Here is a 23,858-nt window from a genome sequence, read left to right on the forward strand (position 1 = left end):
GTTTCCTCTCATATGTCAATAGCTTAAAAATGCGAAAAGCGGCTGCACTACCTTCGCAACCGCCTTTTGTTCTCAGTTAGAGCTCACCACGCTGATTTTTACCTGCTGCTGCAACAAAGCCTTCAAACAAAGGATGGCCGTCACGTGGGGTAGAGGTAAATTCAGGGTGGAACTGGCACGCCACAAACCATGGGTGCTCAGGGTTTTCAATAATTTCAACCAGCTTCTTATCCGCTGACAGACCTGATACAACAAGGCCTGCTTCTTCAAGTTGCGGACGAAGCACATTGTTGACTTCATAGCGGTGACGGTGACGCTCGTGGATCGTTGCGTTACCGTAAAGCTCACGCGCTTTGGTTTTATCTTTCAGGTGACACAGCTGTGCGCCAAGACGCATGGTGCCGCCCAAATCGGATTTTTCAGTGCGTTCTTCGACTTTGCCTTCGCCATCCACCCACTCGGTGATCAGGCCAACAACTGGGTACTTAGTCGCTTTGTTGAACTCAGTAGAGTTCGCGCCTTCCATGCCAACAACGTTACGCGCATATTCGATCAGCGCCACTTGCATGCCAAGACAGATACCCAAGTAAGGGACTTTGTTTTCACGCGCGAATTTCGCTGCCAGAATTTTTCCTTCTACGCCGCGATCGCCGAAGCCACCAGGAACGAGAATAGCGTCCAAACCGTGAAGGACTTCTTCACCTTTGGTTTCTACATCTTGTGAGTCAACATACTTGATCTTCACAGTCAGGCGATTTTTCAAACCTGCATGTTTCAATGCTTCGTTAACGGACTTGTAGGCATCTGGCAGTTCAATGTATTTGCCAACCATACCGATAGTGACTTCACCGGTTGGGTTCGCTTCTTCGTAAATAACTTGTTCCCACTCTGTCAGATCAGCTTCTGGCGCTTCGATACCGAAACGCTTACAAACCAAATCATCCAAACCTTGTGAACGGATCAGTGAAGGGATCTTGTAGATGGAATCTACATCCTTCATTGAGATAACGGCTTTTTCTTGCACGTTACAGAACAGGGCAATCTTAGAACGCTCATTCGCAGGAATAACGCGATCGCTACGGCACACCAGAATGTCTGGCTGAATACCGATAGACAACAGTTCTTTCACAGAGTGTTGAGTAGGCTTGGTTTTCACTTCACCTGCCGCAGCAAGGTAAGGAACCAGTGTCAGGTGCATGAACATGGTACGTTCACGACCGAGCTCAACCGCCAACTGACGGATAGCTTCAAGGAATGGCAATGACTCGATATCACCCACCGTGCCGCCGATCTCAACGATAACAACGTCGTGACCTTCGCCGCCCGCAAGCACACGCTCTTTGATAGAGTTGGTGATATGAGGAATAACCTGGATGGTCGCACCCAAGTAGTCGCCTCGGCGCTCTTTACGCAATACATCTGAATATACACGTCCAGATGTAAAGTTATTGCGCTTAGTCATCTTGGTGCGGATGAAACGCTCGTAGTGACCCAAGTCTAGGTCAGTCTCGGCACCGTCTTCCGTAACGAATACTTCACCGTGCTGGGTTGGGCTCATGGTGCCCGGATCCAAGTTGATGTAAGGGTCAAGTTTCATCATAGTCACATTAAGACCACGTGCTTCTAGAATTGCTGCCAATGACGCTGCTGCAATACCCTTACCGAGGGAGGAAACTACCCCGCCAGTTACAAAAATGTAATTCGTTGTCATGCTAAACCTGAGAGTTGGATTTAGGGGAAATATTGGAAATCTGGACGGGACGACATGTTACCAGAGCCCGAAACTTCCCACAACGTGAAAACTATCACACGGCATACCGTTTTTTTTTGTCGTAAATCAAATCAACGATTCACGCGGGTTTGTTGCCTTCGTCACATTTCACTTTCTGCCACAGCATTTCTAGCTCATCTTGCGGAGTTTCCTGCAAGTTTTTACCATTTTCGCGTAATTTCATTTCAATTTGACGAAAGCGGTTTTCGAATTTTAAATTTGCCTGTCGCAGTGCTTTTTCTGGATTGGTGCCGACATGTCTCGCTAAATTGACCACGGAAAAGAGTAAGTCGCCCATTTCTTCATCGACGCGCGCCTGATCCACATCCACCATTAAGGCTTCTTCCATGACTTCTTCGAGTTCTTCTTGCACCTTTCCGGCAACCGGTCCGATGGCATCCCAATCAAACCCGACACTCGCGCAGCGTTTTTGCAGCTTGGCAGCACGCCCTAATGCGGGTAATGCGGTTGGTACGTCATCAAGAATGCTCAGTTCCGCGTCAGGTTCGGATTTCGCAGCACGCTCTTGGGCTTTGATACCTTCCCAATCCGCAGCTTGCAACGGATTGCCATCGGCATCTTTTTCGCCAAACACATGGGGATGACGGCGAACCAATTTGTCACAAATTGCGCCAACCACATCGTCGAATTCAAAGTCACCTTGCTCTTTTCCGAGTTGACTATAGAACACAATCTGGAACAAAAGATCCCCTAACTCGTCACGCACATCGCCCCAGTTTTGGCGCTCAATGGCATCGACTGTCTCGAAAGTTTCTTCGATGGTGTAAGGAATTATGGAGTCGAACGTCTGCTTTTTATCCCAAGGACATCCGTTTTCTGGGTCTCTTAGGGTTTCCATAATTTCGAGCAATTCTTGCATTCGCGACATTTTTTTCATGCCTATCTATCCGTTGTCAGTTTGTTTTAAACGGGCTTAATAAAAAGGGAAAGCCTTCGCTTTCCCTTTTTGCTAAACGTTAGTGTCTAGTGAAGCCGTTTCGCTTCATGCACGTCTTTGACTTGTTCAAGACGGGTGATCACTCGGCTGAGGACGTCTAAATCGCTCAACTCCAGATCAAAATCCATGATCGACATGTTTTGCTTGTAGTCGACACGGCTTTGCATCCCTGCCACTTTAACTTTGTCATTGGTTAACACAGTCGTCAGATCTTTAATCAACCCGTTGCGCTCGGACGCTAACACACGCACAGTGATTTGGTAGCTACCGATAAACCCACCGCCCCACACTGTATCAATAATACGCTCTGGCGCATGATGACGAAGCTCTGCCAGCTGCTCACAGTCTGAGCGGTGAACCGAAATACCTCGCCCTTGTGTGACGTAGCCTTCAATAGCATCACCAGGGATGGGCTGACAACAACGCGCGAGGTGCGTCATTAGGTTATCAACGCCTTCCACTACCACGGCGTCACGACGAGGCTTTTTCGGTGCTGCCGAGGTTTCCGTTTGTTTGAGTTTTTCGCGAAGCTGTTGGTCTTCTTCTGCCTTGGTCGGCTTATTCACCAAGGAGTTGATGTAATTCACCACTTGGTTGATGCGTAAATCGCCACTACCAACGCCCGCATAGACTTCGTCCAAGCTATTCATGTTGAAGCGCTTCATCGCCAGCGATGCATCTTTGCTGACTGCACCAATTTTCGCCAGTTCAGTATCGAGGATCTCTTTGCCCGCAATCATGTTCTTTTCACGCGATTGCTTGCGGAACCATGCGTTAATTTTGGCGCGAGCACGACCTGAATTAACGAAGCCCAAGCTTGGGTTTAGCCAGTCACGTGACGGGTTGGGTTCTTTTTGCGTGATGATTTCGACTTGATCGCCCATTTGCAGATGGTAAGTGAACGGCACGATGCGCCCTTCCACTTTGGTACCGATACAACGGTGACCCACTTCCGAGTGAATGTGGTAGGCGAAATCTAGCGGTGTCGCTCCAATGGGCAAGTCAACCACATCACCGCGCGGGGTAAAGGCATAAACGCGATCATCAAAGACTTGGCTTCGAAGCTCATCGAGCATTTCGCCCGAGTCAGACATCTCTTCTTGCCACGCCAGCAGCTTACGTAGCCAGGTGATTTTCTCGTCGTAACCACTGCGGCCACCCGCTGATGCACCTTCTTTGTATTTCCAGTGCGCCGCCACACCCAGCTCAGCATCATCGTGCATTTGCTTGGTGCGGATCTGAATCTCAACGGTTTTCCCTTCTGGCCCCAACACCACAGTATGAATTGACTGATAACCATTGGGTTTTGGATTAGCAACGTAATCATCAAACTCTTTGGGAAGGTGACGGTATTTGGTGTGCACAGCGCCTAGTGCGGCATAGCAATCTTGAAGCTGGTCGGCAATGATTCGCACGGCACGGACATCAAACAGCTCATCAAAGGCAAGGCTCTTTTTCTGCATTTTACGCCAGATGCTGTAGATGTGTTTCGGGCGGCCGTAGACCTGCGCATTGATGTTGGACGCGCTCATGGACTGCTGCAAATCGGTGACGAAGGTATCGATATACTCTTCGCGGTCAATACGTCGTTCAGCTAGCTGTTTGGCAATTTGCTTGTAGGTATCTGAATGCTGATAACGGAAGGTGTAATCTTCGATTTCCCATTTTAGCTGACCAATCCCAAGGCGATTGGCCAATGGCGCATAGATGTTCGCGCACTCTTTGGCGACGGCCTTGCGGACATTGTCGGGCTCGTTTTTCACTTCGCGCAGATAGCTTATCCGTTCAGCCAACTTGATCACAACACAACGAAAATCATCCACCATCGACAGCAACATGCGACGCACGTTATCCACTTGCGCTGCCGTCGCTTCTTCATTGTTGGCGTTCAAATGGCGAATAGACGCCATTTCCTGCACGCCATGCACCAGCTTTGCGATAGTACTACCATAGCGCTCTTTAAGCCGATCATAAGCCAGCAGGCCATCTTCAACTGCGGGGAAAAGTAACGCGGCAATCAAGGTTTCCTTGTCCATGCTTAAGGTGACAAGGATTTCAATCATTTCACGACCAAACCATAACGGCTGTGCCATGGCTTGCTCGTCGCCTAGCGTTTTGCAGTCATTGTAAGCGTCAATCAACGCCTGAGAGACATCTGCGTCTTGAGCGAGCCCATCTACCCAGCGTTCAAGCAAAAATTCTTTGTTGTCATTTAGGTGCGCGCCACGAATTGCGACCATTTCACTATCCTGTTTTTCTAATCCTTACCGGCAACCATCATGGTTGCCGGTTTCGAGCGACTTAGGCTTTGATGAACAGCGCCATCGACTCTAAGTGCCCGGTATGGGGGAACATGTCCAACATGCCCAATCTAGCCAATTTGTATCCTTTCTCGAGCAGTATTTGACTGTCTCTTGCCAGTGTTGCGGGGTTGCAAGAGACATACACGATACGCTCAGCACGTGATTGTGCCACATAAGGCATAACCCCTAAAGCGCCAGCACGTGCAGGATCGAGCAAAATTTTGCTGTAGCGCTGCTTGCCCCACACTGTCTTACTTGAATCCAACTCAAGGTTGGCGTGGTGGAACGTAACATTGTCTAAACCATTGTGCGTAGCGTTGTCGCTGGCACGTTGTACCATCTCTTCAACGCCTTCAACGCCCACAACCGACTCAGCTTTTCCTGCCATAGGTAAACTAAAGTTACCTAGACCACAGAACAAATCGAGCACCTTGTCATTGGTATTAAGGTCTAGCCAATCCAGCGCCTGCACGATCATTTTTTGGTTGATGTCGGCGTTAACCTGAATGAAGTCCTGCGGCTCAAACTTGAGTGACAATGTATCAAGTGAGTAATAAGGTGCCTCGCCACACAGGCGCTCTGCGCTAGCGTCACCTTGTTGCAGATACAAAATCAGCGCTTGCTCATCGGCAAACTGTTTAAGGGCGGCAATGTCTTCGTCATGCAGCGTCTTGATCGCACGCACCAACAACACGCGTCCGGCCTCAGACCCTACCAATTCGATGTGACCAATCACGCGGCGACCGCGCAATGCATCCAACAGTGAATAAACCTCAGGCAACAAAGTATCGAGTTGTTTATCTAAAACCGGGCAATGTGTCACGGTCACAATCTCTTTTGAGCTTCGCTGACGAAAGCCCATTTCTAACTCGCCGGCTTTACTGATTTTGACGCTCAATCGCGCTCGGCGTCGATAACCCAAATCCTCTGAACGCACAGGGGCGTCTTGGGTTAAATCCGCTGAGGCAAATTTTTTCATCAACTGAGAGAGAGAATTTTGCTTCGCTTTAATCTGCGCATCATGCCCAAGGTGCTGTAAGTTACAGCCACCGCACACACCGTAGTGAGCACAAAATGGTTCAACACGCTCAGCACTGGCTGTTGTTACTTTGATCAGTTTGGCACGGGCAAACTGACGTTTGTCTTCTGTCAGTTGCGCCAAGACCTCTTCGCCCGCTAATGCACCCGCGATAAACACCGGTTTTTTGCCGTCAAACGCCACGCCATCACCTTGATGGTCAAGACGCTCAACCGTGAATGCCTTGTGTTTGGTGTCGAGATTTTTCTTCTTCTGGGGCTGAAAAAAACGCGCCATGTTGATTTTCCAATGTCGGCCATCACCACCTTTTCCTCAGGTGGCTATGGCAATGAATCGTATATTGGCGGACAGCGGGTTGTGATAACCTGCTGAATTCTCGCCGACAGCTTTGGTGTACAGCCGTACCTAGGATTAGAATGTAGCCATAGGTACTGAATATGTAGGCACAAACAAATGGCTACTGAATAAATAGCCATGCAATAAACAACGAACAGTGACGTCATGATATATATGTCATGATCAGGTACGTCATCAAAATGACGGCAATTCTCCCACAGAACAAACAGCATGACCAAATACGGACTTCGCGCCAGAGTAATAACCCTTACCATTGCACCGACGCTGATCATCGGCATTTTGCTCAGTGGCTACTTTATCAAAAACCGCTATCAAGAGCTGGAACAGCAATTGAGCGTGGCCGGTCAGGCGATCATTGAACCATTGGCAATCGCCAGTGAAATCGGTCTTTCTAATGAAAGCCGCGAAAACGTGCGCCGACTCATCGGCCATACGCATCGCCAACACAGTCAGTACATTCGCAGCATTGCGGTGTTCTCAGGTCAAAATGACCTCTTCGTGACCTCGAACTACCATCGCAATCTCGATTTAATGGCCATCCCTGAAGGGCAACCGCTACCCGATCGTCTTGAAATCAGTCGATTACAAGACACCTTGCTGTTGCGAGCCCCCATTCGTGCGATTGGCGGTTTTAATAATAACCTGACGGAAGATCAAACCATCGGTTACATCACGATGGAAATGGATTTATCCACGGTCAAACTCAAGCAATATCAGGAAATTATTTCCGCAGGCGTCGTACTGATCCTTGGCGTCATTTTGTCAGGCTTTTTTGCTTATCGCTTGCTGCTTGATGTTGAAACACCGATCACCCAAATGATTAATATGATCGATCGAATTCGTCGAGGTCATCTCGATGTTCGGATTGAAGGCAAATTACTGGGCGAACTCGACACCCTAAAAAACGGCATTAACGCCATGGCAATCTCGCTATCTGAGTATCATTTAGAGATGCAACAGAGCATCGATCAGGCGACCTCAGATTTGCGTGAAACCCTCGAACAGCTTGAGATTCAAAACGTTGAATTAGATATTGCCAAGAAAAATGCGCAAGAAGCAGCCCGTGTGAAATCCGAATTTTTGGCCAATATGTCGCACGAACTGCGTACGCCACTCAATGGCGTGATCGGCTTTACGCGCCAGATGCTCAAAACCCAATTAAGCAGTAGCCAGCAAGACTACCTACAGACTATCGAAAAGTCCGCCAACAACCTGCTCACCATCATCAATGACATTCTGGACTTCTCAAAACTCGAAGCTGGCAAATTGTTGCTGGAAAACATCCCATTTGATTTTGAAGAGTCACTAGAAGAAGTGATGCGTCTGCTCGCGCCAATGGCACACGAAAAAGGGCTTGAACTGGATCTGCGCATTGACCCTCGCATTCCTTCTGGTGTGATTGGCGATCCGCTTCGTATTCAGCAAGTACTCACTAACCTTATTGGTAACGCCACCAAATTTACCGAGCGCGGTCATATCCGCATCAGCGTGGAACTGAAACAACAACGCGATGAGCAATTGGAGCTTCAGTTCGTTATCCGTGATTCGGGGATCGGTATTTCAGAACGTCAGCAAGCCCAGCTATTCCAAGCATTCCGTCAAGCCGATGCCAGCATCAGTCGCCGTTATGGCGGTACAGGCTTAGGCTTGGTGATCACGCAAAATCTGGTGAAACAGATGGGCGGCGATATCGGTTTCAGCAGTCGCTTACACCAAGGTTCAACGTTCTGGTTTACCTTGTCACTGATGAAAACCGACTTGCCATTGGTGCAGCCGATCGACAATGAAGCACTGGCCGGACAATCGCTGCTCTTGGTCGAATCAGACATTGAAAGCCGCCAATTAATGAGTGAGCGCTTATCCCAATTTGGCCTCAGCATTCGCAGCGTAGACACCCTTCCTGAGCAATCTGACCTCGTCTCTTGCGTGCTAATTTGTGTCGATGCCAGTAACGTTCCTTCGCCTGAGACCTTGATAGCCCAAGCGACTCATGCTGAAACGTTCAGTGACAAAGTCATTTTCTGTCTGCCGACTACAGAACTGGCACTATCAGAGCATTTGTTAAGTTCTGGCGTGAATGCATGCCTTGCAAAACCACTGTCAGTACGCAAATTGGTAGAGCTGCTTCAAGGTGAGAAACAAGCGCCTGAAGTGTTGCCTCCGGCGGTAGAGACCCATACCAACAAACTGCCGATGACCGTCATGGCGGTTGATGACAACCCTGCCAACCTAAAATTGATCACTGCACTGTTGAAAGAAAGAGTGACGAATGTCGTGACGGCACATGATGGCAGACATGCGGTAAATCGCGCCCGTTCGCAGCACTTTGATCTCATTTTGATGGACATTCAAATGCCCGAAATGGATGGCGTAACCGCATGCAAAGAGATTCGGCAATCGTCTTTGAATCACCAAACACCCGTTATCGCGGTAACCGCTCATGCCATGGCAGGAGAACGTGAACGTCTGCTTGAAGAGGGCATGGATGATTACCTCACCAAGCCGATTGAGGAGCATATTCTTGAACAAGTTCTTCACCACTGGACCCATCCGCACACCGGTGATGTTCAACCTTCTAGCCCGCTGATCAAAGCCAACAATGTCAGCTCATCACTTTGCATTGATTGGTCATTGGCGATGAAGCAAGCATCCGGTAAAGAAGCGCTCGCCAAAGAAATGCTGCAAATGTTAGTGCGCTCATTTGACGAGGTAGAAGAGAAGGTCAACCATGCGCTTGAGGGCGACAACATAGCGCTTTGGCCAATCATTCATAAACTGCATGGCAGTTGTGCCTACAGCGGTGTGCCAAGGCTAAAAAGACTTTGCTATGAGCTGGAGACACAGTTTAAACAAGGTGCTGACACTGACGACCTTGAGCCTGAGTTATGTGAACTTCTGGATGAAATGAACAATATTCGTGAGCAATCACCGCATTATCTGAACGACAACGGCTGATCAAAAAACGGCAGAAAAAGATATTTTCCTGCCGTTTCATCGCTGGCTCTCTGTTGGTTTATTCGGCGCAAATAGTCGCCAGTGTCTTCAAGCGTCTGACCGGTTCTTTGACGTATGGATTGTCTTCATCCCATGCGTAGCCAGCAAGTATTGAGCAAATCATCTGCTTAATTTTGGCATCAGGATTTGGATAGAAAATCACGTCCTGCAACGTCCCCTTGTACCATCCCTCAACATAGCAACGGAAAGTATCAATGCCTTTCAGTAGAGGCTGTTCGTAGGCAGTTGTCCAATCAACGTCCTCCCCCATCAACTGGCGCGATAAGACATCAACCGCCAGCTCAGCGGATTTCATCGCAATCGTCACGCCCGAAGAAAATACCGGATCAAGAAACTCCCCTGCATTTCCGAGTAACGCAAACTTGTCTGTCGCCAGCGTGGACACATTCGCCGAATAGCCACCAATCTGACCTGACGGATTCGGATACTCTGCATTGGCTAGCAACACGGCCAAACGAGGCTCTTCTGATGCGAGTTGACGAATGGCATCAATATGATTGTCAGGGTAACGCTCAAAAAATGCAGGCTCGCCGACAATGCCAAATGAACAGGTGCCATTGCTAAACGGGATCAGCCAATACCACACGTCCTGATTTTCGGGATGAACGGAAATCAGAATCTTCTCTCGGTCATATTGTTCATCATCAATGTGATCAACAATGTGCGTAAAAATGGCTTGGCGAGGAGGAAGGCAGGATGGCGTTTCAAGGTTTAACAGACGCGGAAGAACACGCCCAAATCCACTAGCATCAAGAATGAATTCAGCTTCAAGCGCATAGGCTTCACCTTTCTCGTTCTTCACGGTTAGGCATGGTTTAGGACCGTCCAGATCCACCGACGCTATCTCATGCTGATAGCGAATGGTTACGCCTTGTCGTTCGGCATCATCAGCCAGCACCTTATCAAAGGTGCCGCGCTGAACTTGAAATGTCGTGCCAATACCCGGTGAGAACTTGTCTGTGAAATCAAAACTGATATAGCGACCTTGGCGATTAAACGCTGCACCATTTTTGAATTGGAAACCCGCGTTGTTAACCGCATCAAGCATACCTGCCGCGCGAATGGATTCCATGCACGCTGGCAACAAGCTTTCACCGATAGAAAAGCGAGGAAATGTCGCCTTCTCAAGCACAATGACGTCGATGCCCTTTTGATTTAACAAAGCAGCTGCAATGGCACCGGATGGTCCTGCGCCAATAATCGCAACCTGAGTGATTTCCAAATTCAAACAATGTCTCCTTGGCTTTTTAATGCTTAATGCTTAATGCTTAATGCTTAATGCTTAATGCTTAATGCTTAATGCTTAATGCAGTGATTCAAACACGGGCTTTGAGTGTCAACAAAGTATGGCCTAAGCCAATATCATCGGTTCTTTCAACAACATCAAACCCTGCTTCTTCAGCAATCTGAACAAATTCTTCGCAACGATAGAAGCGACTGTTGCCATTTGCAAGGCAAGTAAAATACAACGAGGTCGCATTTAAGCTATATGCCGCAGCATCGTATTTTTGGGCATCCCAAAATAAATCCAAAATATAGACAGTGGCATCAAGCGCCATTGCCGCGCGAACACGTCGTAAAATACTGAGAATTTCCATCGGAGAGAAGCAATCTAAAAATTGGCTCATCCACCACACGTCTGCACCTTGAGGTAAGGGCTGCGACGCATCAAGCGCATTAAAAGCGTGCCCTTTAATTCGACCTTCCAAGCCAATCCGTTTGGCTTGTTCTTTTGCCATGGCAAGTTGCTGCGGTAAGTCAATGATAGTCACTTCAACTTCGCTGTCATATTGGCAGCATTGCGTTGCCCACTTCCCTGTATTGCCACCAATATCAAACAGCCTCTTGGGTGGTTCAGCGAAGACTTTTTTTAGCAACAACGGAAACGAACGATCAGAATAGAAGTGATCGAATTGAAACCAACTTTCTTTCGCTTTTTCAGGCAGCTGAGACAAGCCTTCGTAAATCGTACTCCAGTCACCCAGCTCTTTCAGACCGGCTGGCGTGCCTGTTTCAATCGACTCGGTAAGATGGCTCATCGCGGCGTAGCAAACGTCAGCGGTGAAATCCATGTTGGCACGCGTCATGCCGTCATGAAGCAAAAAATAGCCGAGATTCGCAAGGCGATATCGCGGTGCTTTCCACGTCACGATATGCGCACAAATGGCCATGTCTAACAACACTTTAACGCCATACTCAGATACACCCGTAGTCTTGGCTATATCCGTGGCTTCCAAGCCTTCATTGCCCGCTTCATCAAGGGCAGAAAGAATATTGAGATCACGCAACGTGCGTGCGGTATGAAAAACAATCGGCGCAAAAGCTAGCTTTTGCGCCTCTGTTTTCGCGTTCAATCCGTTATACGGATCTACTTCAAAAGATTTCACGCTAAAACCTACTACCTAAACGGTGTGCTTACGACTTCGATGCGCTCAGCACAGCTAATTTTTTACGGATATCAACATCCAGATTATTGATCCAGCGATTGTAGTTACGGTGAATTTTACCGTCACTGTACTTCAAGTTTTCAGAGTCGACATAATCAATCGAATAACTCTTGTCGCTATACAATACATCAATCACAGCACGATGAGAGCGAACAAACAATTCGCCACGGATCACGCCCGGTGACGTTTCTGTCATGACCCAACCACGATCTGCACCTGATGCTAAAATGGCTTGTTTCACCGATGCGGCTGGCACATTAAACGCCACGGGAACATTCTCTACATTCTTGATAGGCTGCACACGGCCACACCCAGCAAGCACAACAGAAACTGCCAATAAAGCTAGACATCTTTTAAAATTCACGACTGACTCCTTGTTATTGATTCAAACCCTTTGTTGCGTGTTTAACTGATTACGATATGATCGAGCATTAAACATGGATCAAGCAGACAATACCTTGATCGATCACATAATCACCGATGTTATAGCACCCGTCATGAGTAGTATTCAATTTAATCTGCGAAGTCTCACCGCACTTTCACCTGGTCTAGAAAATCAAGATGACTGGGCAAATTGGTGTCACAACGGTTATCAGTGGCCGACTGATTCGGGTATGCCGCCAACAAGCGCGATACCTGCGATGATGCGACGTCGCATGAGCAATATCAGCAAGCTGGCGGTGCAAATCGCTGCGCAATTAACTCAGCATGACTCCGTGAATTTTGCCGTGTTTTCTAGTCGGCATGGCGAACTTCAACGGACCATCACCTTGCTCACCGACATTCTGGCGGGGGAAGAAGCATCCCCTACCGCATTCTCGCAATCTGTCCATAATACCGCAGCCGGATTGTTTACCATCGCGACAAAACAAGCGGTGCCAGCAACGTCCCTGTCTGGTGGTGAAGATTCCTTTCACTATGCCCTCACTGAAGCGGCCATTTATTTGGCAGAAAACCCAACACATAAAGTACTGATCATCGATTTTGATGCCCCCTTGCCCGCCCCCTATACGCCATTTGAAATACACCATTTACCGCCTTATGCGCTCGGGATGGTTGTCGAACAGGGTGAGCAGATCACCGTTTCTCGCAAAAGCATGCCTGAAGATCGCTCCGAGGCTGCTCTGCCACAGGCATTAGCTTTTTATGCTAAATGCTTAAACTTAGAACCTGAGTTTAGTATTCAAAGTGCTCGCCAACGCTGGCAATGGAAGATAAAAAGGACGCAAAATGTGGCAATCGCTGAGTAAAGGTTGGCGCATTCTCGCGACCGGATTTTGCTTTAGCCTTTTTGGTTTAGGCGCGCTGTGCCTGACGTTTATTGTCTGCCCAGTCATGACCTTTTCAGCTCGCGATGCGCGAGAGCGAGAAAATCGTGTGCAGCGCATTATTCAACGCACATTTACTGCTTTTTGTCTCACCATGAAATACACGGGCGCGATTAACTTTCGGATTTCAGGGGCTGACGCACTGAAGGATGACAAGAACTGCCTTATCTTGGCGAATCACCCTAGCTTGATTGATTACGTCCTGATTGCTTCTCAGCTTCCACAGTGTGATTGCTTGGTTAAAGCCGCAATTTGGCGCAATCCTTTTATGAAGGGCATTGTTAAAGCCGCAGGCTACATTCCCAACAACAACCCTGACGATCTTCTGTCCCGCTGTGGTGAGCGTTTAAGCCAAGGCAATGTTCTTCTGATATTTCCTGAAGGAACACGTTCCAAACCAGGTATTACGCCCAACTTGCAGCGCGGCGCCTCACAAATTGCCGTGCGCACAAAAACAGACATCCGCATCATTCACATCACTGTCACGCCTAGCTTTCTCACGAAAGAGAAAAAATGGTATCAGGTTCCCGACATTCGCCCCTTTTTTCATGTGGAGGTGAAGGGTAAGATAGCCGCGAGTGAATTTACTGGCAGTGATGTAGCGGAACCAACAGCAGCTCGTCGTCTTAATCGAAGATTAGCAACCGAGCTCTTCCCCAATACTGAAAATTCCAAACATCAACATTCAACAAAAGAAGGCTACTGTGAATACACTACAAAATGATATTAAGACACTGATCATCGAGGCACTTAACCTAGAAGATCTGACTATTGACGACATCGACACGGATGCCCCCCTGTTTGGGGAAGGTCTGGGGCTGGACTCCATCGATGCACTTGAGCTTGGCCTAGCTATCAAGAAAGCGTACAACGTGGTGATCGATGCTGACGACAGCAATACTCGTGAGCATTTCGCCTCTGTCGCTAACTTGGCTAGTTTCATCTCTGCCAACAAAGCGTAGTAAGCATGACAGAAGTAAATAAAGCACAAATATTTGAACAAGTTCGCGATGCGTTAGTCGAGTTATTTGAATTAGCACCAGACGATATCACACCGGATGCAAACCTTTATCAAGAGCTCGATCTTGATAGCATTGATGCGGTCGATCTCGTGGTACATCTGCAAAACACCACAGGTAAGAAAATCAAACCGGATGAATTTAAATCCGTGCGCACTGTGCAAGATGTCGTAGATGCTGTTGCCGATCTATTAGCAACAAACTAATGAGAATCATCAGTGCCGTAGCAGGAATACTTCTTCTCGCTTACCCACTGGCGGTCTACGCAGGGTTATCCTATTGGGGCGCAGCCCCTCTGGCATTGCTTCTCATCGTTCTCTTTTTGTGCCGAATTGCTTCTGGTCAGCTCACAGGCTCCGGCCCGCTTAAACACTTAGCCCTTCTGACAGGTTCGATGGGTATCGCCCTCGCGTCACTCGGCTATTTGTTCAAACAACACGACTGGTTTCTCTACTACCCAGTGGTGGTCAACAGCGCGATGTTAGCTGTCTTCGCGCATAGTTTGACGCAACCACAAAGTATTATTGAGCAACTCGCAAGGCTACAAGAGCCGAATCTCCCCCCTTCTGGAGTTAACTACACCCGCAAAGTGACCAAAGTCTGGTGCGTGTTTTTTCTCTTAAACGGCACTATCGCGTGGCTCACTTGTTTCATGCCGCTGACTTACTGGACCTTATATAACGGTTTACTAAGCTATATTGCCGCTGGGGTGTTGTTTGCTGTGGAGTATTTAATAAGAAAAAAGGTTCAAACCTCGTGATTTCCTTGGCACCACTTTCAACGTTAGTTAGCACCACGGAGAGACCCCCAACCCATTGCGTCGCCTTCAATGAAGATCGTACCGAACGCAGTTGGTATGAATTCACTCGCGATGTCACGACTCTCAGCCACCAGCTAACGGCGTTACAGGAACAAAAGTGGGCGCTGGCGTTTGAAGACAGCTATCTCTTTGCCACCGCCTTTCTTGCCCTGTGTCATGCCAATAAATCGATCATTTTGCCTGGGAATTTACAGCCAGGGGCGCTAGCCGAACTGACCGAACACTATGATGGCATTCTTCATGACACGCGCGTCACGCCGCCGCAAGGTGTATCAGCGGTATCACTTCCCCATACTGACGCTCTCCTAGAGGCAGACAACGCGCCGCTACAATCTTTTGATAATATTCATTTAACCTTGTTTACGTCAGGATCTAGCGGCACGCCAAAAGCCGTTGAAAAATCGCTATTTCAATTGCAACAAGAGCTAAACCAGCTCGAGCAGCAATGGGGCAAGCAGGTTCACCACGCCACGTTCTTTAGCACGGTTTCCCATCAGCATATTTACGGTTTACTGTTTCGTGTGCTTTGGCCACTCTGTGCAGGTCGCCCTTTTATGTGCAGCGATTTGATCTATCCAGAGCAGGTCATTGCGCAAGCCAAACCTGACCATGTGTTGGTCAGCAGCCCTGCTTTACTAAAAAGGCTAGCCGATCAAACCGCATCAGGATCGTATGGTGCGATCTACTCATCCGGAGGCCCTTTACCTCATGATGCAGCCAAGCACAGTGCAATACGTCTTGGTGAGTTACCCATTGAGGTCTATGGCAGCACCGAGACAGGTGGTATAGGCTTTCGCCAACAAGATGAAGAATCTACACCTTGGCGCTTGTTTGATGGCATTCAGGCATCACTGGACGCAGAGGGCTGCTTGTCACTGCTTTCACCCTATATTGACCCACATAACTGGTATCACACCGCTGATATTTGCGACCTGATAAATGCTCAGCACTTCCTGCTGAAAGGACGAGCAGATCGCGTGGTGAAAATTGAAGAGAAGCGCGTTTCCCTGCCGGAAATCGAACAGCGCCTTTGTCAAAATCCATGGGTCATCGACGCAGCAGCATTGGTGTTATCTCAAGATGACAGGCAAGTCATCGGCGCAGCAGTGGTATTATCTGCGCAAGGATGGAAAACCTTAAATAGCATGGGCCAAGGCAAGTTCAAACTGTCGATGCGTCAGTCTCTCAGAGCATGGCTAGAACCTATCGCCATTCCAAGGCAGTTGCGATTTGTGCAACATATCCCGCAAAATAGTCAGGGTAAAAGGCAGCATCCACTCATTGAAGCCTTGTTCGCCGACCAATAGCATCACTGCATACAGGAAGATCATGCAACGAAAACCCACAGTGATCAGTGCTGATATCACTGAAAACTCAGCCACATTGACGCTCAAAATCGACCGGGCGCTCGAGGATTTTAAAGGGCATTTCCCACAATACTCCATCCTGCCCGGCGTTACACAGATCGATCTGGCCGTGAATTATGCGCGAGAATATTTTGGCTTGACCGGCTCATTTGGTGGGATGGAAGTGATCAAATTCCAAGAGCCTATCTTGCCAGACATGACAGTCACCTTGTCGTTAACTTGGGATGCTGAGAAACAAAAATTATACTTCCGATATGACTCTGGCCAATCTGCACATTCATCAGGCCGGATGCTATTGAGCGAATGTGAATGAACACCTATAACCCGTGCTTTTTGATCCCTTGCTACAATCACGGTGCAACGATTGGCGAGGTGGTTACCGCCCTGCATGCGTTCTCTCTGCCTGTCGTCATCGTCGATGATGGCAGTGACAACCAGACCAAACAGCAGCTTGCTCTGGTTGAGAAAAATACGGATGTTCATCTTCATACCTTGCAGGAAAATCAAGGTAAAGGCGGCGCAGTCATGGCAGGCATGCGCAAAGCCGCTGAACTCGGTTTTACCCACGCCTTGCAAATTGATGCAGACGGACAACACGACCTCACTGCTGTCCCAGAACTGATTGCCGCCTCAACCGCTAACCCTCTATCTCTGATTTCGGGCTGTCCGGTTTACGACGAATCCGTGCCCAAATCGCGGTTATATGGTCGCTACATCACCCATTTTTGGGTCATGATTGAAACCTTATCTACCTCCATCAAAGACTCAATGTGTGGCTTTCGCGCCTACCCGTTGGCACAAACCCTGGTCGTCATCGAGCAATCCTCTCCCGGTCAACGCATGGATTTCGACATCGAGATCATGGTGCGAATGTACTGGGAAGGCATAGATATCCGGTTCATTGATATTCGCGTCATCTATCCCGAAGGCGGCCTCTCCCACTTCGATGCACTGCGTGACAATGTGCGTATCAGCAAAATGCACACCATGCTGTTTTTTTCCATGTTGCCAAAAATCCCGCGCTTGCTGGCGATGAAAAAAAACAAAAACGCCCACTGGTCACGTCGAAAAGAACGCGGCACCATTTTAGGCATCAAAATACTGCTCAGCATCTACCGGATTCTTGGTAGAAAAGCATTCAGCCTTTTGCTACGTCCCGTCATGGTTTACTACTGGCTGACCGGAAAGGCAGCGCGAAGTGCATCTGAAGATTTTCTGCGTCGGGTTGGTGAATACTCACAGCAACACAATCTGCCCGAAACGCCAAACCTTACGTCTTATCGTCACTTGGTGTCGTTTGGCGAAACCATGATGGATAAGCTCGCCGCTTGGCAGGGCGACTTTGACGAAAGTCATTTGACCATTTCTGGTGCTGAACATTTTCAGCGTATCGTCGCCGAAAAACGTGGTGCAATTATGATTGGTTCACACCTAGGCAATATTGAACTTTGCCGTGCACTCAGCCGCCGTCATACCAAGGTAAAAATCAATGCACTCGTGTTTACCGAGCATGCCGAACAGTTCAATCGCGTGATGGACGAAGTCAATCCAAACTCATCGGTAAACCTACTCACCGTATCCAATTTAGGTCCAGACACAGCAATTATGCTGCAACAAAAAATCGACCAGGGAGAGTGGATCGTCATTGTTGGAGACAGAACCTCAGTCACGCGAGAAGGCCGTGTAGTCATGGCAGATTTCCTCGGCCAGCCCGCTCCCTTTCCGCAAGGACCTTTCGTATTGGCCGCAGTGCTGAAAGCGCCCGTGTTTCTTCTATTTGGGATCCGTGAAGAGGGCTGCAATAGCCCGCATTTCAACGTGTATTTCGAACCGTTTTATGACCCAATCCTCTTACCTCGAGGAAAGCGAGAAGAAGCACTTCAAGAGGTCGTCGAACGTTATGCAAAGCGGTTAGAGCACCACACACTCAAAGTACCGCTTCAATGGTATAACTTTTTCAATTTTTGGCAGTTAACGAGCAACGACAATGACACTCAACGCTGATAACACTATCGTATTTGGTGATGGCCCGCTTACCATCGAATCCGTGGTAGCCATTGCAAATGGTCACCACGCCGCACTTAATCATGATCCTGAGTTCTCAGCTCGCATTGATCGTGGCACCCAGTTTTTAGAGCGCCTATTAAAAGAAGAAGGGGTGATTTATGGCGTCACCACGGGATATGGTGATTCTTGCACCGTAGCGATTCCTCCTGAGCTGGTTAATGAGCTTCCACTTCACCTAACACGCTTTCACGGCTGCGGACTAGGGCAAAACCTCGATCATGTGCAAAGCCGCGCCGTACTGGCGACAAGGCTCAACTCCCTCACGCAAGGCGTGTCGGGTGTCAGCATGGACTTGCTCAATCAGCTAGTGACCTTGATCAACCAAGACATTTCACCGCGTATTCCGCAAGAAGGCTCGGTCGGTGCCAGTGGTGATTTAACGCCACTTTCTTATGTCGCTGCCACGCTGATCGGCGAACGAGAAGTTCTGTACAAGGGTGATATTCGCCCGACCGCCGACGTCTTTGCAGAATTAGGGATTGAGCCAATCACGCTGAAACCTAAAGAAGGCTTGGCGATGATGAACGGCACCTCAGTGATGACTGCTCTCGCCTGTTTAGCCTTTAAACGCGCCGAGTACTTGGTTCAACTGTCGACGCGTATTACTGCCATGGTGTCGCTGGCAATGCATGGCAACGACTTCCATTTTGATGAAGCGCTTTTCGCCGTGAAACCTCACCCTGGTCAGCAACAAATTGCACGCTGGCTGAGAGAAGATTTGCAAGCAGATCGTCCGCCTCGCAACAGCGATCGCCTGCAAGATCGTTACTCTCTTCGTTGCGCTCCACATGTCATTGGCGTCTTGCAAGATACCTTGCCTTGGCTCAGACAAATGATTGAAAACGAGCTCAACAGTGCCAACGACAATCCGATTATTGATGGCGACAACGAGCGCGTTCTTCATGGTGGACATTTCTATGGTGGTCACATTGCAATGGCGATGGACACACTAAAAACCGCGGTGGCGAACATTGCCGATCTGCTTGATCGTCAAATGGCGCAATTGATGGATTACAAGTTCAACAATGGCTTGCCCTTTAACCTGACGGGCGCAGAAGGCGATCGTAAACCGATCAACCATGGCTTTAAAGCGGTGCAAATTGGCATTTCAGCATGGACAGCCGAAGCGTTGAAAAATACCATGCCCGCCAGTGTGTTCTCTCGCTCCACCGAATGCCACAACCAAGACAAGGTGAGCATGGGAACCATCGCTGCACGTGATTGCTTGCGCGTACTGGAATTGACCGAACAAGTGACCGCAGCCAGCTTATTGGCATCAACCCAAGCGTTGGAAATTCGACGCCGTCACGGCGAATTGGATATGAGCCATTTCAGCCCAGCGTTGCGGGATATGACAAATAACGTGTTTCGTGATTTTGACTTTGTGGTTGAAGATCGCCCTCTGGAGCAAGATCTTCGTCGTTTCATTGAACACATTCAGCAACAGGAATGGGAGCTGTATTAATGCCTCAGGCGGCACTTGAAGCGGAAGTAACTCTGATCACGGCGTTTCAGGACGCCGATCCGATGGGCGTGATTTATCACGGCAATTATTTTCGCTTCTTTGAAGAAGCGCGTCGGGTCATGATGGAGAAAATTGATTACGGCTATTTGGCGATGATGGACTCGGGCTACATGTGGCCAATCATCGACACCGCCGTTAGGTATGTAAAACCGATACGCTTCAATCAAACCATTCGAGTGACCGCCAAGCTCTCTGAATACGAGAATCGACTTCGTACTGACTATGTCATCTATGATGCCGAATCGGGTACTCGCCTTACCAAAGGACACACCACCCAAGTGGCGGTGAGCATTGAAAGCGAAGAAATGTGCTTTGTATCGCCCCGTGCATTGACAGACAAATTGGAGGCTTATGGCCATGCTGCATCGTCTGATCGCTAAAGTTTTACCTTTGATGATGGTGCTAGCATCTCTGCCTGCCCATGCGTTTGATTTGCCGGATCTCCAGCAGCGCCTTGCTTCGTCTTCTATCGTGCGCGGGGATTTCACCCAAACGCGTGAAATCGCCCTGCTCGATATGCCCTTGCAGTCACAAGGCGAGTTCTTGCTCAGTGAAGAGGATGGATTGCTGTGGCAGCAACACTCCCCGTTTCCTGTTTCCTTGATTTTAGCGGGAGAAACTCTTCGTCAGCGCATTCCAGGACAAGCAGAGCAGGTCGTACACGCCAAAGATAATCCCATGGCATTCTATTTTAGCGAGATGTTTCTCTCTCTTTTTCACGCTGATACTCGCACACTGAAAACGCAGTTCGATCTCACGCTCACCGGGGATGAAAACCAATGGCAGCTTTCACTGGTACCCATTGCAGCTCCCCTCACTCAGGTGTTCAATAACATTGTGTTATCGGGTGGCGAGGACATTGAAACCCTGTCATTACATGAACTGCGTGGCGATAAAACCACACTCACATTTTCTGATATCCAACACGCGCCCACAACATTGAGCGACGAGGAACGTCGTGCCTTTAGCCACTAGAGCCATTGTTTGGCTGATCAGTCTGTGTGTGTTGATTGCGGCCGCTTTGTGGCAGCATCCATCGGCGACGCCGATGTTAGACACCAACATCCTCAACCTACTACCCAAAGATCAGCAAGATCCTATTTCGCAAAAAGCGTTTCAGCATGTCGCGCAGCAGATGGAGGATCAGGTGATTATCTTGGTTGGTCAATCATCGCAACAACAAGCGATTAGCGCCGCTGAATCACTGGCCACAAGGCTCTCCACTCTGCCGATTTTTCAGCATATTGACGGACAACTTTCTGCCAATGAACAAATGGCTTGGGTTCGCTCGCTCTCTCCCTACAAAGCGCAGCTTCTTACCCAGAAGCAACAGGTCACGCTACGCACCTCACCAGAACAACAAGTCACTAAGGTGCTTCAATCGGTGTACAACCCGTTTTCAGGGGTGACGGGCGCAGAGTTGGCAGACGACCCTTTCTTACTGTTTCGTGACTACATTCAATCTCTCAGTGCCCAAAATGGCCGCTTTACCTTGGTCGATGGTTACCTGACCACCACCCATAATGAGATGCACTACGTGCTGCTTCGCGCCACCCTAAGTGGTTCGTCCTACAGCATGGCGAATCAGACAATGCTGCCCTCGCTCATTGCCGCAGAAGAGGAGGTCGCACAACAATTCAATGCCGATATTCTTCATACAGGCGTCATTTTCTACGCCGCGTTTGGTACGGACAGCGCACGTTCAGAAATCAGCACCATTGGTGTAGGGTCACTGATAGGCGTACTGCTCTTGGTGCTGGTTGTCTATCGCAGTCTATTACCATTAGGCCTTACCCTGCTTTCAATCGGTTCAGGCATTACCACTGCCTTCGCTGTCAGCTTAATGGTGTTTGAACAAATCCATCTGTTTAGCTTGGTAATGGGGGCGAGCCTGATTGGGGTTTCTATCGATTATGCCTTCCATTTCCTGACCGAGCGCCTCGCCGCTGGACAGCAATGGCACCCGCGCAAAGGATGGGCAACCGTGCGTGTCCCCATCACCTTTGGCTTGGTGTCCACCTTGATTGCCTACCTCAGTATGTTGATCGCACCATTCCCGGGTTTACAACAGCTCGCTTTGTTTTCTGCATCTGGCCTAATTGGGGCATTCCTTGCTGTGATGTGCTGGTATCCCATACTCACGGCTTCGCCATCGCGAGATGTTGCGCTGCCGTTTTCACAGGCTTCTACACGCTACCTGCACTTGTGGAAACACGCGACGGTGCGCCGGGGCTTACCTTTGTTTACGTTGGCGATTAGCCTGTTAGGCATTGGCTTTGCGGACTACGATGACAACATTCAGCAACTGCAATCTTTACCCAGTTCGTTAAAAGCACAGGAACGTCGTATTCAAGCCATCACAGGATTGAGCAGTAGCCAACCCATGTTGTTAATCAGAGGAAACAGCGAGCAAGCGGTCATCGAATCTCTGTATCAGTTCACTCCAGCGTTAGATGAACTGAGAGCAAAAGGCGTAATTTCCGGTTTCCGCAATTTGGCCGATATGGTGCCGCCAGTGTCTGTGCAAAAAGCCAACTTGGCGCTGGTGCAAGCGCTGTATGACACGCAAGCACACTCGCTCGCCAAACAACTCGGTTTACAAAGTGCGCCCGTCGCCCCTGATAACTTCTCACCATTATTGCCAGAGTCATTTTTATCCTCACCCGTAGGCAAGGCTTTTTCGCCCCTTTGGCTTGGCGATATTGATGGGCAATATGCGGCCATTATCTTGCTACAAGAAGTGACCGATACTGCTCAGATCCAATCTTTGATAGAAACAACACCTTCCATCACTATGCTCAATAAAGCGCAGGACGTATCGTCACTGTTTGGTGAATACCGAACCCGCATCAGCATCCTCATGAGCCTGTCTGTCTTGGCGATTTTTCTGGTGCTTGCATGGCGATTCGGCCCACGCCAAGCCTGCCTAGTGTTATTGCCTCCCGTTCTTGCCGCAGGTGTCGGTTTGGCGGCAGGGGCGTATAGCGATGTGCCGATGAACTTGTTCAATCTTCTTGGATTATTTCTCGTACTAGGCATCGGCATTGACTATGCCTTGTTCTTCGCCGAGCAAAAGGACAGCGCGCGTGCATTGCTCGCCAACACTTTAGCGGCAGTGACGACCATTTTGTCATTCGGCCTGCTCTCGCTCAGCAACACCGAAGCTATTCATAGTTTCGGTATCACGGTATTGGTCGGCATTTTCATTGCTTGGCTTTTGTCTCCACTTGCCATCAAGAGTCGTTCACAATGAAAAAAACACACATCTTCCTTGGGCTTTTCCTCCTGCTTAGCCTGGCAGGATGTGCTGCCGTTCCCGAGGGCAATCAGGTCGAAATCGCTCCGAATACGTTTGTTTCACTGCCATCACCTGCTGATTTTGGCGGAACAGCCAACGTCAGCCAATTGATCACTGCCAACTGGAACGGCGAAACCAACACGCTTCCTGTCCAATTACAAATCAGCGAAAAACGCGTTGTCTTGGTTGGGTTTTCGAGTTGGGGAACGCGGATCCTTACCCTGTCCTATTCTGGCAATAAGATTGAAGAAGATACCTTGGCGGGATTGGGGGCAGTATTGCCTGACGGTCGACAAGTGCTGCTCAATATTATGTTAACGCTATGGCCTGCCGAAACATGGAAACCAGAACTTAACGCCATTGGGTGGCAAATGATTGAGCGCGAAAATCATCGTACGTTACTTGATCGCAACGGCGAAACCGTCGCTGAAATACAGTATGATGGACCCTTGTTAACTGGGAGAATACCAAGCACCATTCAGTTTGAACAATTGCGCCAGCACTATCAAATCACCATTAATACCCTAAAGTAAAACGGACTCAA

At 48.9% G+C, this 23,858-nt stretch carries 21 protein-coding genes; 14 read left to right on the plus strand and 7 right to left on the minus strand.

Annotation, left to right across the window (positions count from 1 at the left end):
• Positions 1 to 76 precede the first annotated feature (76 nt).
• The 4 genes from AB8599_RS13005 to rlmD all read right to left on the minus strand — a co-directional run bounded on the left by AB8599_RS13005 (position 77) and on the right by rlmD (position 6,347).
• Positions 77 to 1,711: a CTP synthase gene (locus tag AB8599_RS13005; RefSeq protein ID WP_407331320.1), complete on the minus strand. Its 1,635-nt coding sequence runs from the start codon at positions 1,709 to 1,711 to the stop codon at positions 77 to 79.
• Positions 1,712 to 1,850: 139 nt separating this feature from the next.
• On the minus strand, positions 1,851 to 2,669 hold the full coding sequence (gene mazG, locus AB8599_RS13010; RefSeq protein ID WP_407331321.1) for a nucleoside triphosphate pyrophosphohydrolase: 819 nt from the start codon (positions 2,667 to 2,669) through the stop codon (positions 1,851 to 1,853).
• 86 nt (positions 2,670 to 2,755) lie between these two features.
• Entirely contained in the window at positions 2,756 to 4,969 is a 2,214-nt protein-coding gene (relA, locus tag AB8599_RS13015; RefSeq protein ID WP_407331322.1) for a GTP diphosphokinase, read from the minus strand.
• Positions 4,970 to 5,030: 61 nt separating this feature from the next.
• Positions 5,031 to 6,347 carry a 23S rRNA (uracil(1939)-C(5))-methyltransferase RlmD gene (rlmD, locus tag AB8599_RS13020; RefSeq protein WP_407331323.1) on the minus strand — a complete coding sequence of 439 codons (1,317 nt, stop codon included), beginning with the start codon at positions 6,345 to 6,347 and terminating at the stop codon, positions 5,031 to 5,033.
• Between the two features lie 291 nt (positions 6,348 to 6,638).
• Between rlmD and barA the strand changes: the two genes are divergently transcribed.
• Positions 6,639 to 9,383: a two-component sensor histidine kinase BarA gene (barA, locus tag AB8599_RS13025; protein ID WP_407331324.1), complete on the plus strand. Its 2,745-nt coding sequence runs from the start codon at positions 6,639 to 6,641 to the stop codon at positions 9,381 to 9,383.
• 58 nt (positions 9,384 to 9,441) lie between these two features.
• On the opposite strand, the gene AB8599_RS13030 is transcribed toward barA, so the two are convergent.
• The 3 genes from AB8599_RS13030 to AB8599_RS13040 form a co-directional block, all read right to left on the minus strand.
• Positions 9,442 to 10,671, minus strand: coding sequence for an NAD(P)/FAD-dependent oxidoreductase (locus AB8599_RS13030; protein ID WP_407331325.1), 1,230 nt, complete (start codon positions 10,669 to 10,671; stop codon positions 9,442 to 9,444).
• A gap of 88 nt (positions 10,672 to 10,759) precedes the next feature.
• Positions 10,760 to 11,830, minus strand: a complete 1,071-nt coding sequence (locus AB8599_RS13035) for a methyltransferase (RefSeq protein WP_407331326.1) — start codon at positions 11,828 to 11,830, stop codon at positions 10,760 to 10,762.
• A gap of 28 nt (positions 11,831 to 11,858) precedes the next feature.
• Positions 11,859 to 12,254, minus strand: coding sequence for a hypothetical protein (locus AB8599_RS13040; RefSeq protein ID WP_407331327.1), 396 nt, complete (start codon positions 12,252 to 12,254; stop codon positions 11,859 to 11,861).
• Between the two features lie 73 nt (positions 12,255 to 12,327).
• Between AB8599_RS13040 and AB8599_RS13045 the strand changes: the two genes are divergently transcribed.
• The 13 genes from AB8599_RS13045 to AB8599_RS13105 are packed head-to-tail and all read left to right on the plus strand — an operon-like array spanning position 12,328 to position 23,847.
• Positions 12,328 to 13,140, plus strand: coding sequence for a beta-ketoacyl synthase chain length factor (locus AB8599_RS13045; protein ID WP_407331328.1), 813 nt, complete (start codon positions 12,328 to 12,330; stop codon positions 13,138 to 13,140).
• Positions 13,121 to 13,942: a lysophospholipid acyltransferase family protein gene (locus tag AB8599_RS13050; RefSeq protein WP_407331329.1), complete on the plus strand. Its 822-nt coding sequence runs from the start codon at positions 13,121 to 13,123 to the stop codon at positions 13,940 to 13,942. Before AB8599_RS13045 ends, AB8599_RS13050 begins: the two co-directional genes overlap by 20 nt.
• Complete coding sequence (locus tag AB8599_RS13055) at positions 13,923 to 14,180, plus strand: phosphopantetheine-binding protein (RefSeq protein WP_407331330.1); 258 nt, start codon at positions 13,923 to 13,925, stop codon at positions 14,178 to 14,180. The genes AB8599_RS13050 and AB8599_RS13055 overlap by 20 nt, the downstream gene beginning before the upstream one ends.
• Before the next feature lie 5 nt (positions 14,181 to 14,185).
• Positions 14,186 to 14,443, plus strand: coding sequence for an acyl carrier protein (locus AB8599_RS13060; RefSeq protein ID WP_407331331.1), 258 nt, complete (start codon positions 14,186 to 14,188; stop codon positions 14,441 to 14,443).
• The gene (locus tag AB8599_RS13065; RefSeq protein ID WP_407331332.1) at positions 14,443 to 14,997 is read left to right on the plus strand and encodes a hypothetical protein; all 555 of its coding nucleotides are present in this window, start codon (positions 14,443 to 14,445) and stop codon (positions 14,995 to 14,997) included. Before AB8599_RS13060 ends, AB8599_RS13065 begins: the two co-directional genes overlap by 1 nt.
• On the plus strand, positions 14,997 to 16,364 hold the full coding sequence (locus AB8599_RS13070) for an AMP-binding protein (RefSeq protein WP_407333225.1): 1,368 nt from the start codon (positions 14,997 to 14,999) through the stop codon (positions 16,362 to 16,364). Before AB8599_RS13065 ends, AB8599_RS13070 begins: the two co-directional genes overlap by 1 nt.
• A gap of 19 nt (positions 16,365 to 16,383) precedes the next feature.
• Entirely contained in the window at positions 16,384 to 16,737 is a 354-nt protein-coding gene (locus tag AB8599_RS13075; RefSeq protein WP_407333226.1) for a 3-hydroxyacyl-ACP dehydratase, read from the plus strand.
• Positions 16,734 to 18,428, plus strand: a complete 1,695-nt coding sequence (locus tag AB8599_RS13080) for a glycosyltransferase (RefSeq protein ID WP_407331334.1) — start codon at positions 16,734 to 16,736, stop codon at positions 18,426 to 18,428. Before AB8599_RS13075 ends, AB8599_RS13080 begins: the two co-directional genes overlap by 4 nt.
• Positions 18,412 to 19,956: a histidine ammonia-lyase gene (gene hutH / locus AB8599_RS13085; RefSeq protein ID WP_407331335.1), complete on the plus strand. Its 1,545-nt coding sequence runs from the start codon at positions 18,412 to 18,414 to the stop codon at positions 19,954 to 19,956. The genes AB8599_RS13080 and hutH overlap by 17 nt, the downstream gene beginning before the upstream one ends.
• Complete coding sequence (locus AB8599_RS13090; RefSeq protein WP_407331336.1) at positions 19,941 to 20,396, plus strand: acyl-CoA thioesterase; 456 nt, start codon at positions 19,941 to 19,943, stop codon at positions 20,394 to 20,396. The genes hutH and AB8599_RS13090 overlap by 16 nt, the downstream gene beginning before the upstream one ends.
• Positions 20,374 to 20,991, plus strand: a complete 618-nt coding sequence (locus AB8599_RS13095) for an outer membrane lipoprotein carrier protein LolA (RefSeq protein ID WP_407331337.1) — start codon at positions 20,374 to 20,376, stop codon at positions 20,989 to 20,991. The genes AB8599_RS13090 and AB8599_RS13095 overlap by 23 nt, the downstream gene beginning before the upstream one ends.
• Positions 20,975 to 23,269: an MMPL family transporter gene (locus tag AB8599_RS13100; protein WP_407331338.1), complete on the plus strand. Its 2,295-nt coding sequence runs from the start codon at positions 20,975 to 20,977 to the stop codon at positions 23,267 to 23,269. The genes AB8599_RS13095 and AB8599_RS13100 overlap by 17 nt, the downstream gene beginning before the upstream one ends.
• Positions 23,266 to 23,847: a DUF3261 domain-containing protein gene (locus AB8599_RS13105; protein ID WP_407331339.1), complete on the plus strand. Its 582-nt coding sequence runs from the start codon at positions 23,266 to 23,268 to the stop codon at positions 23,845 to 23,847. The genes AB8599_RS13100 and AB8599_RS13105 overlap by 4 nt, the downstream gene beginning before the upstream one ends.
• The last annotated feature ends 11 nt before the right edge of the window (positions 23,848 to 23,858 follow it).

The organism is Enterovibrio litoreus (assembly GCF_045679545.1).
Classification (GTDB): Bacteria; Pseudomonadota; Gammaproteobacteria; order Enterobacterales; family Vibrionaceae; genus Enterovibrio.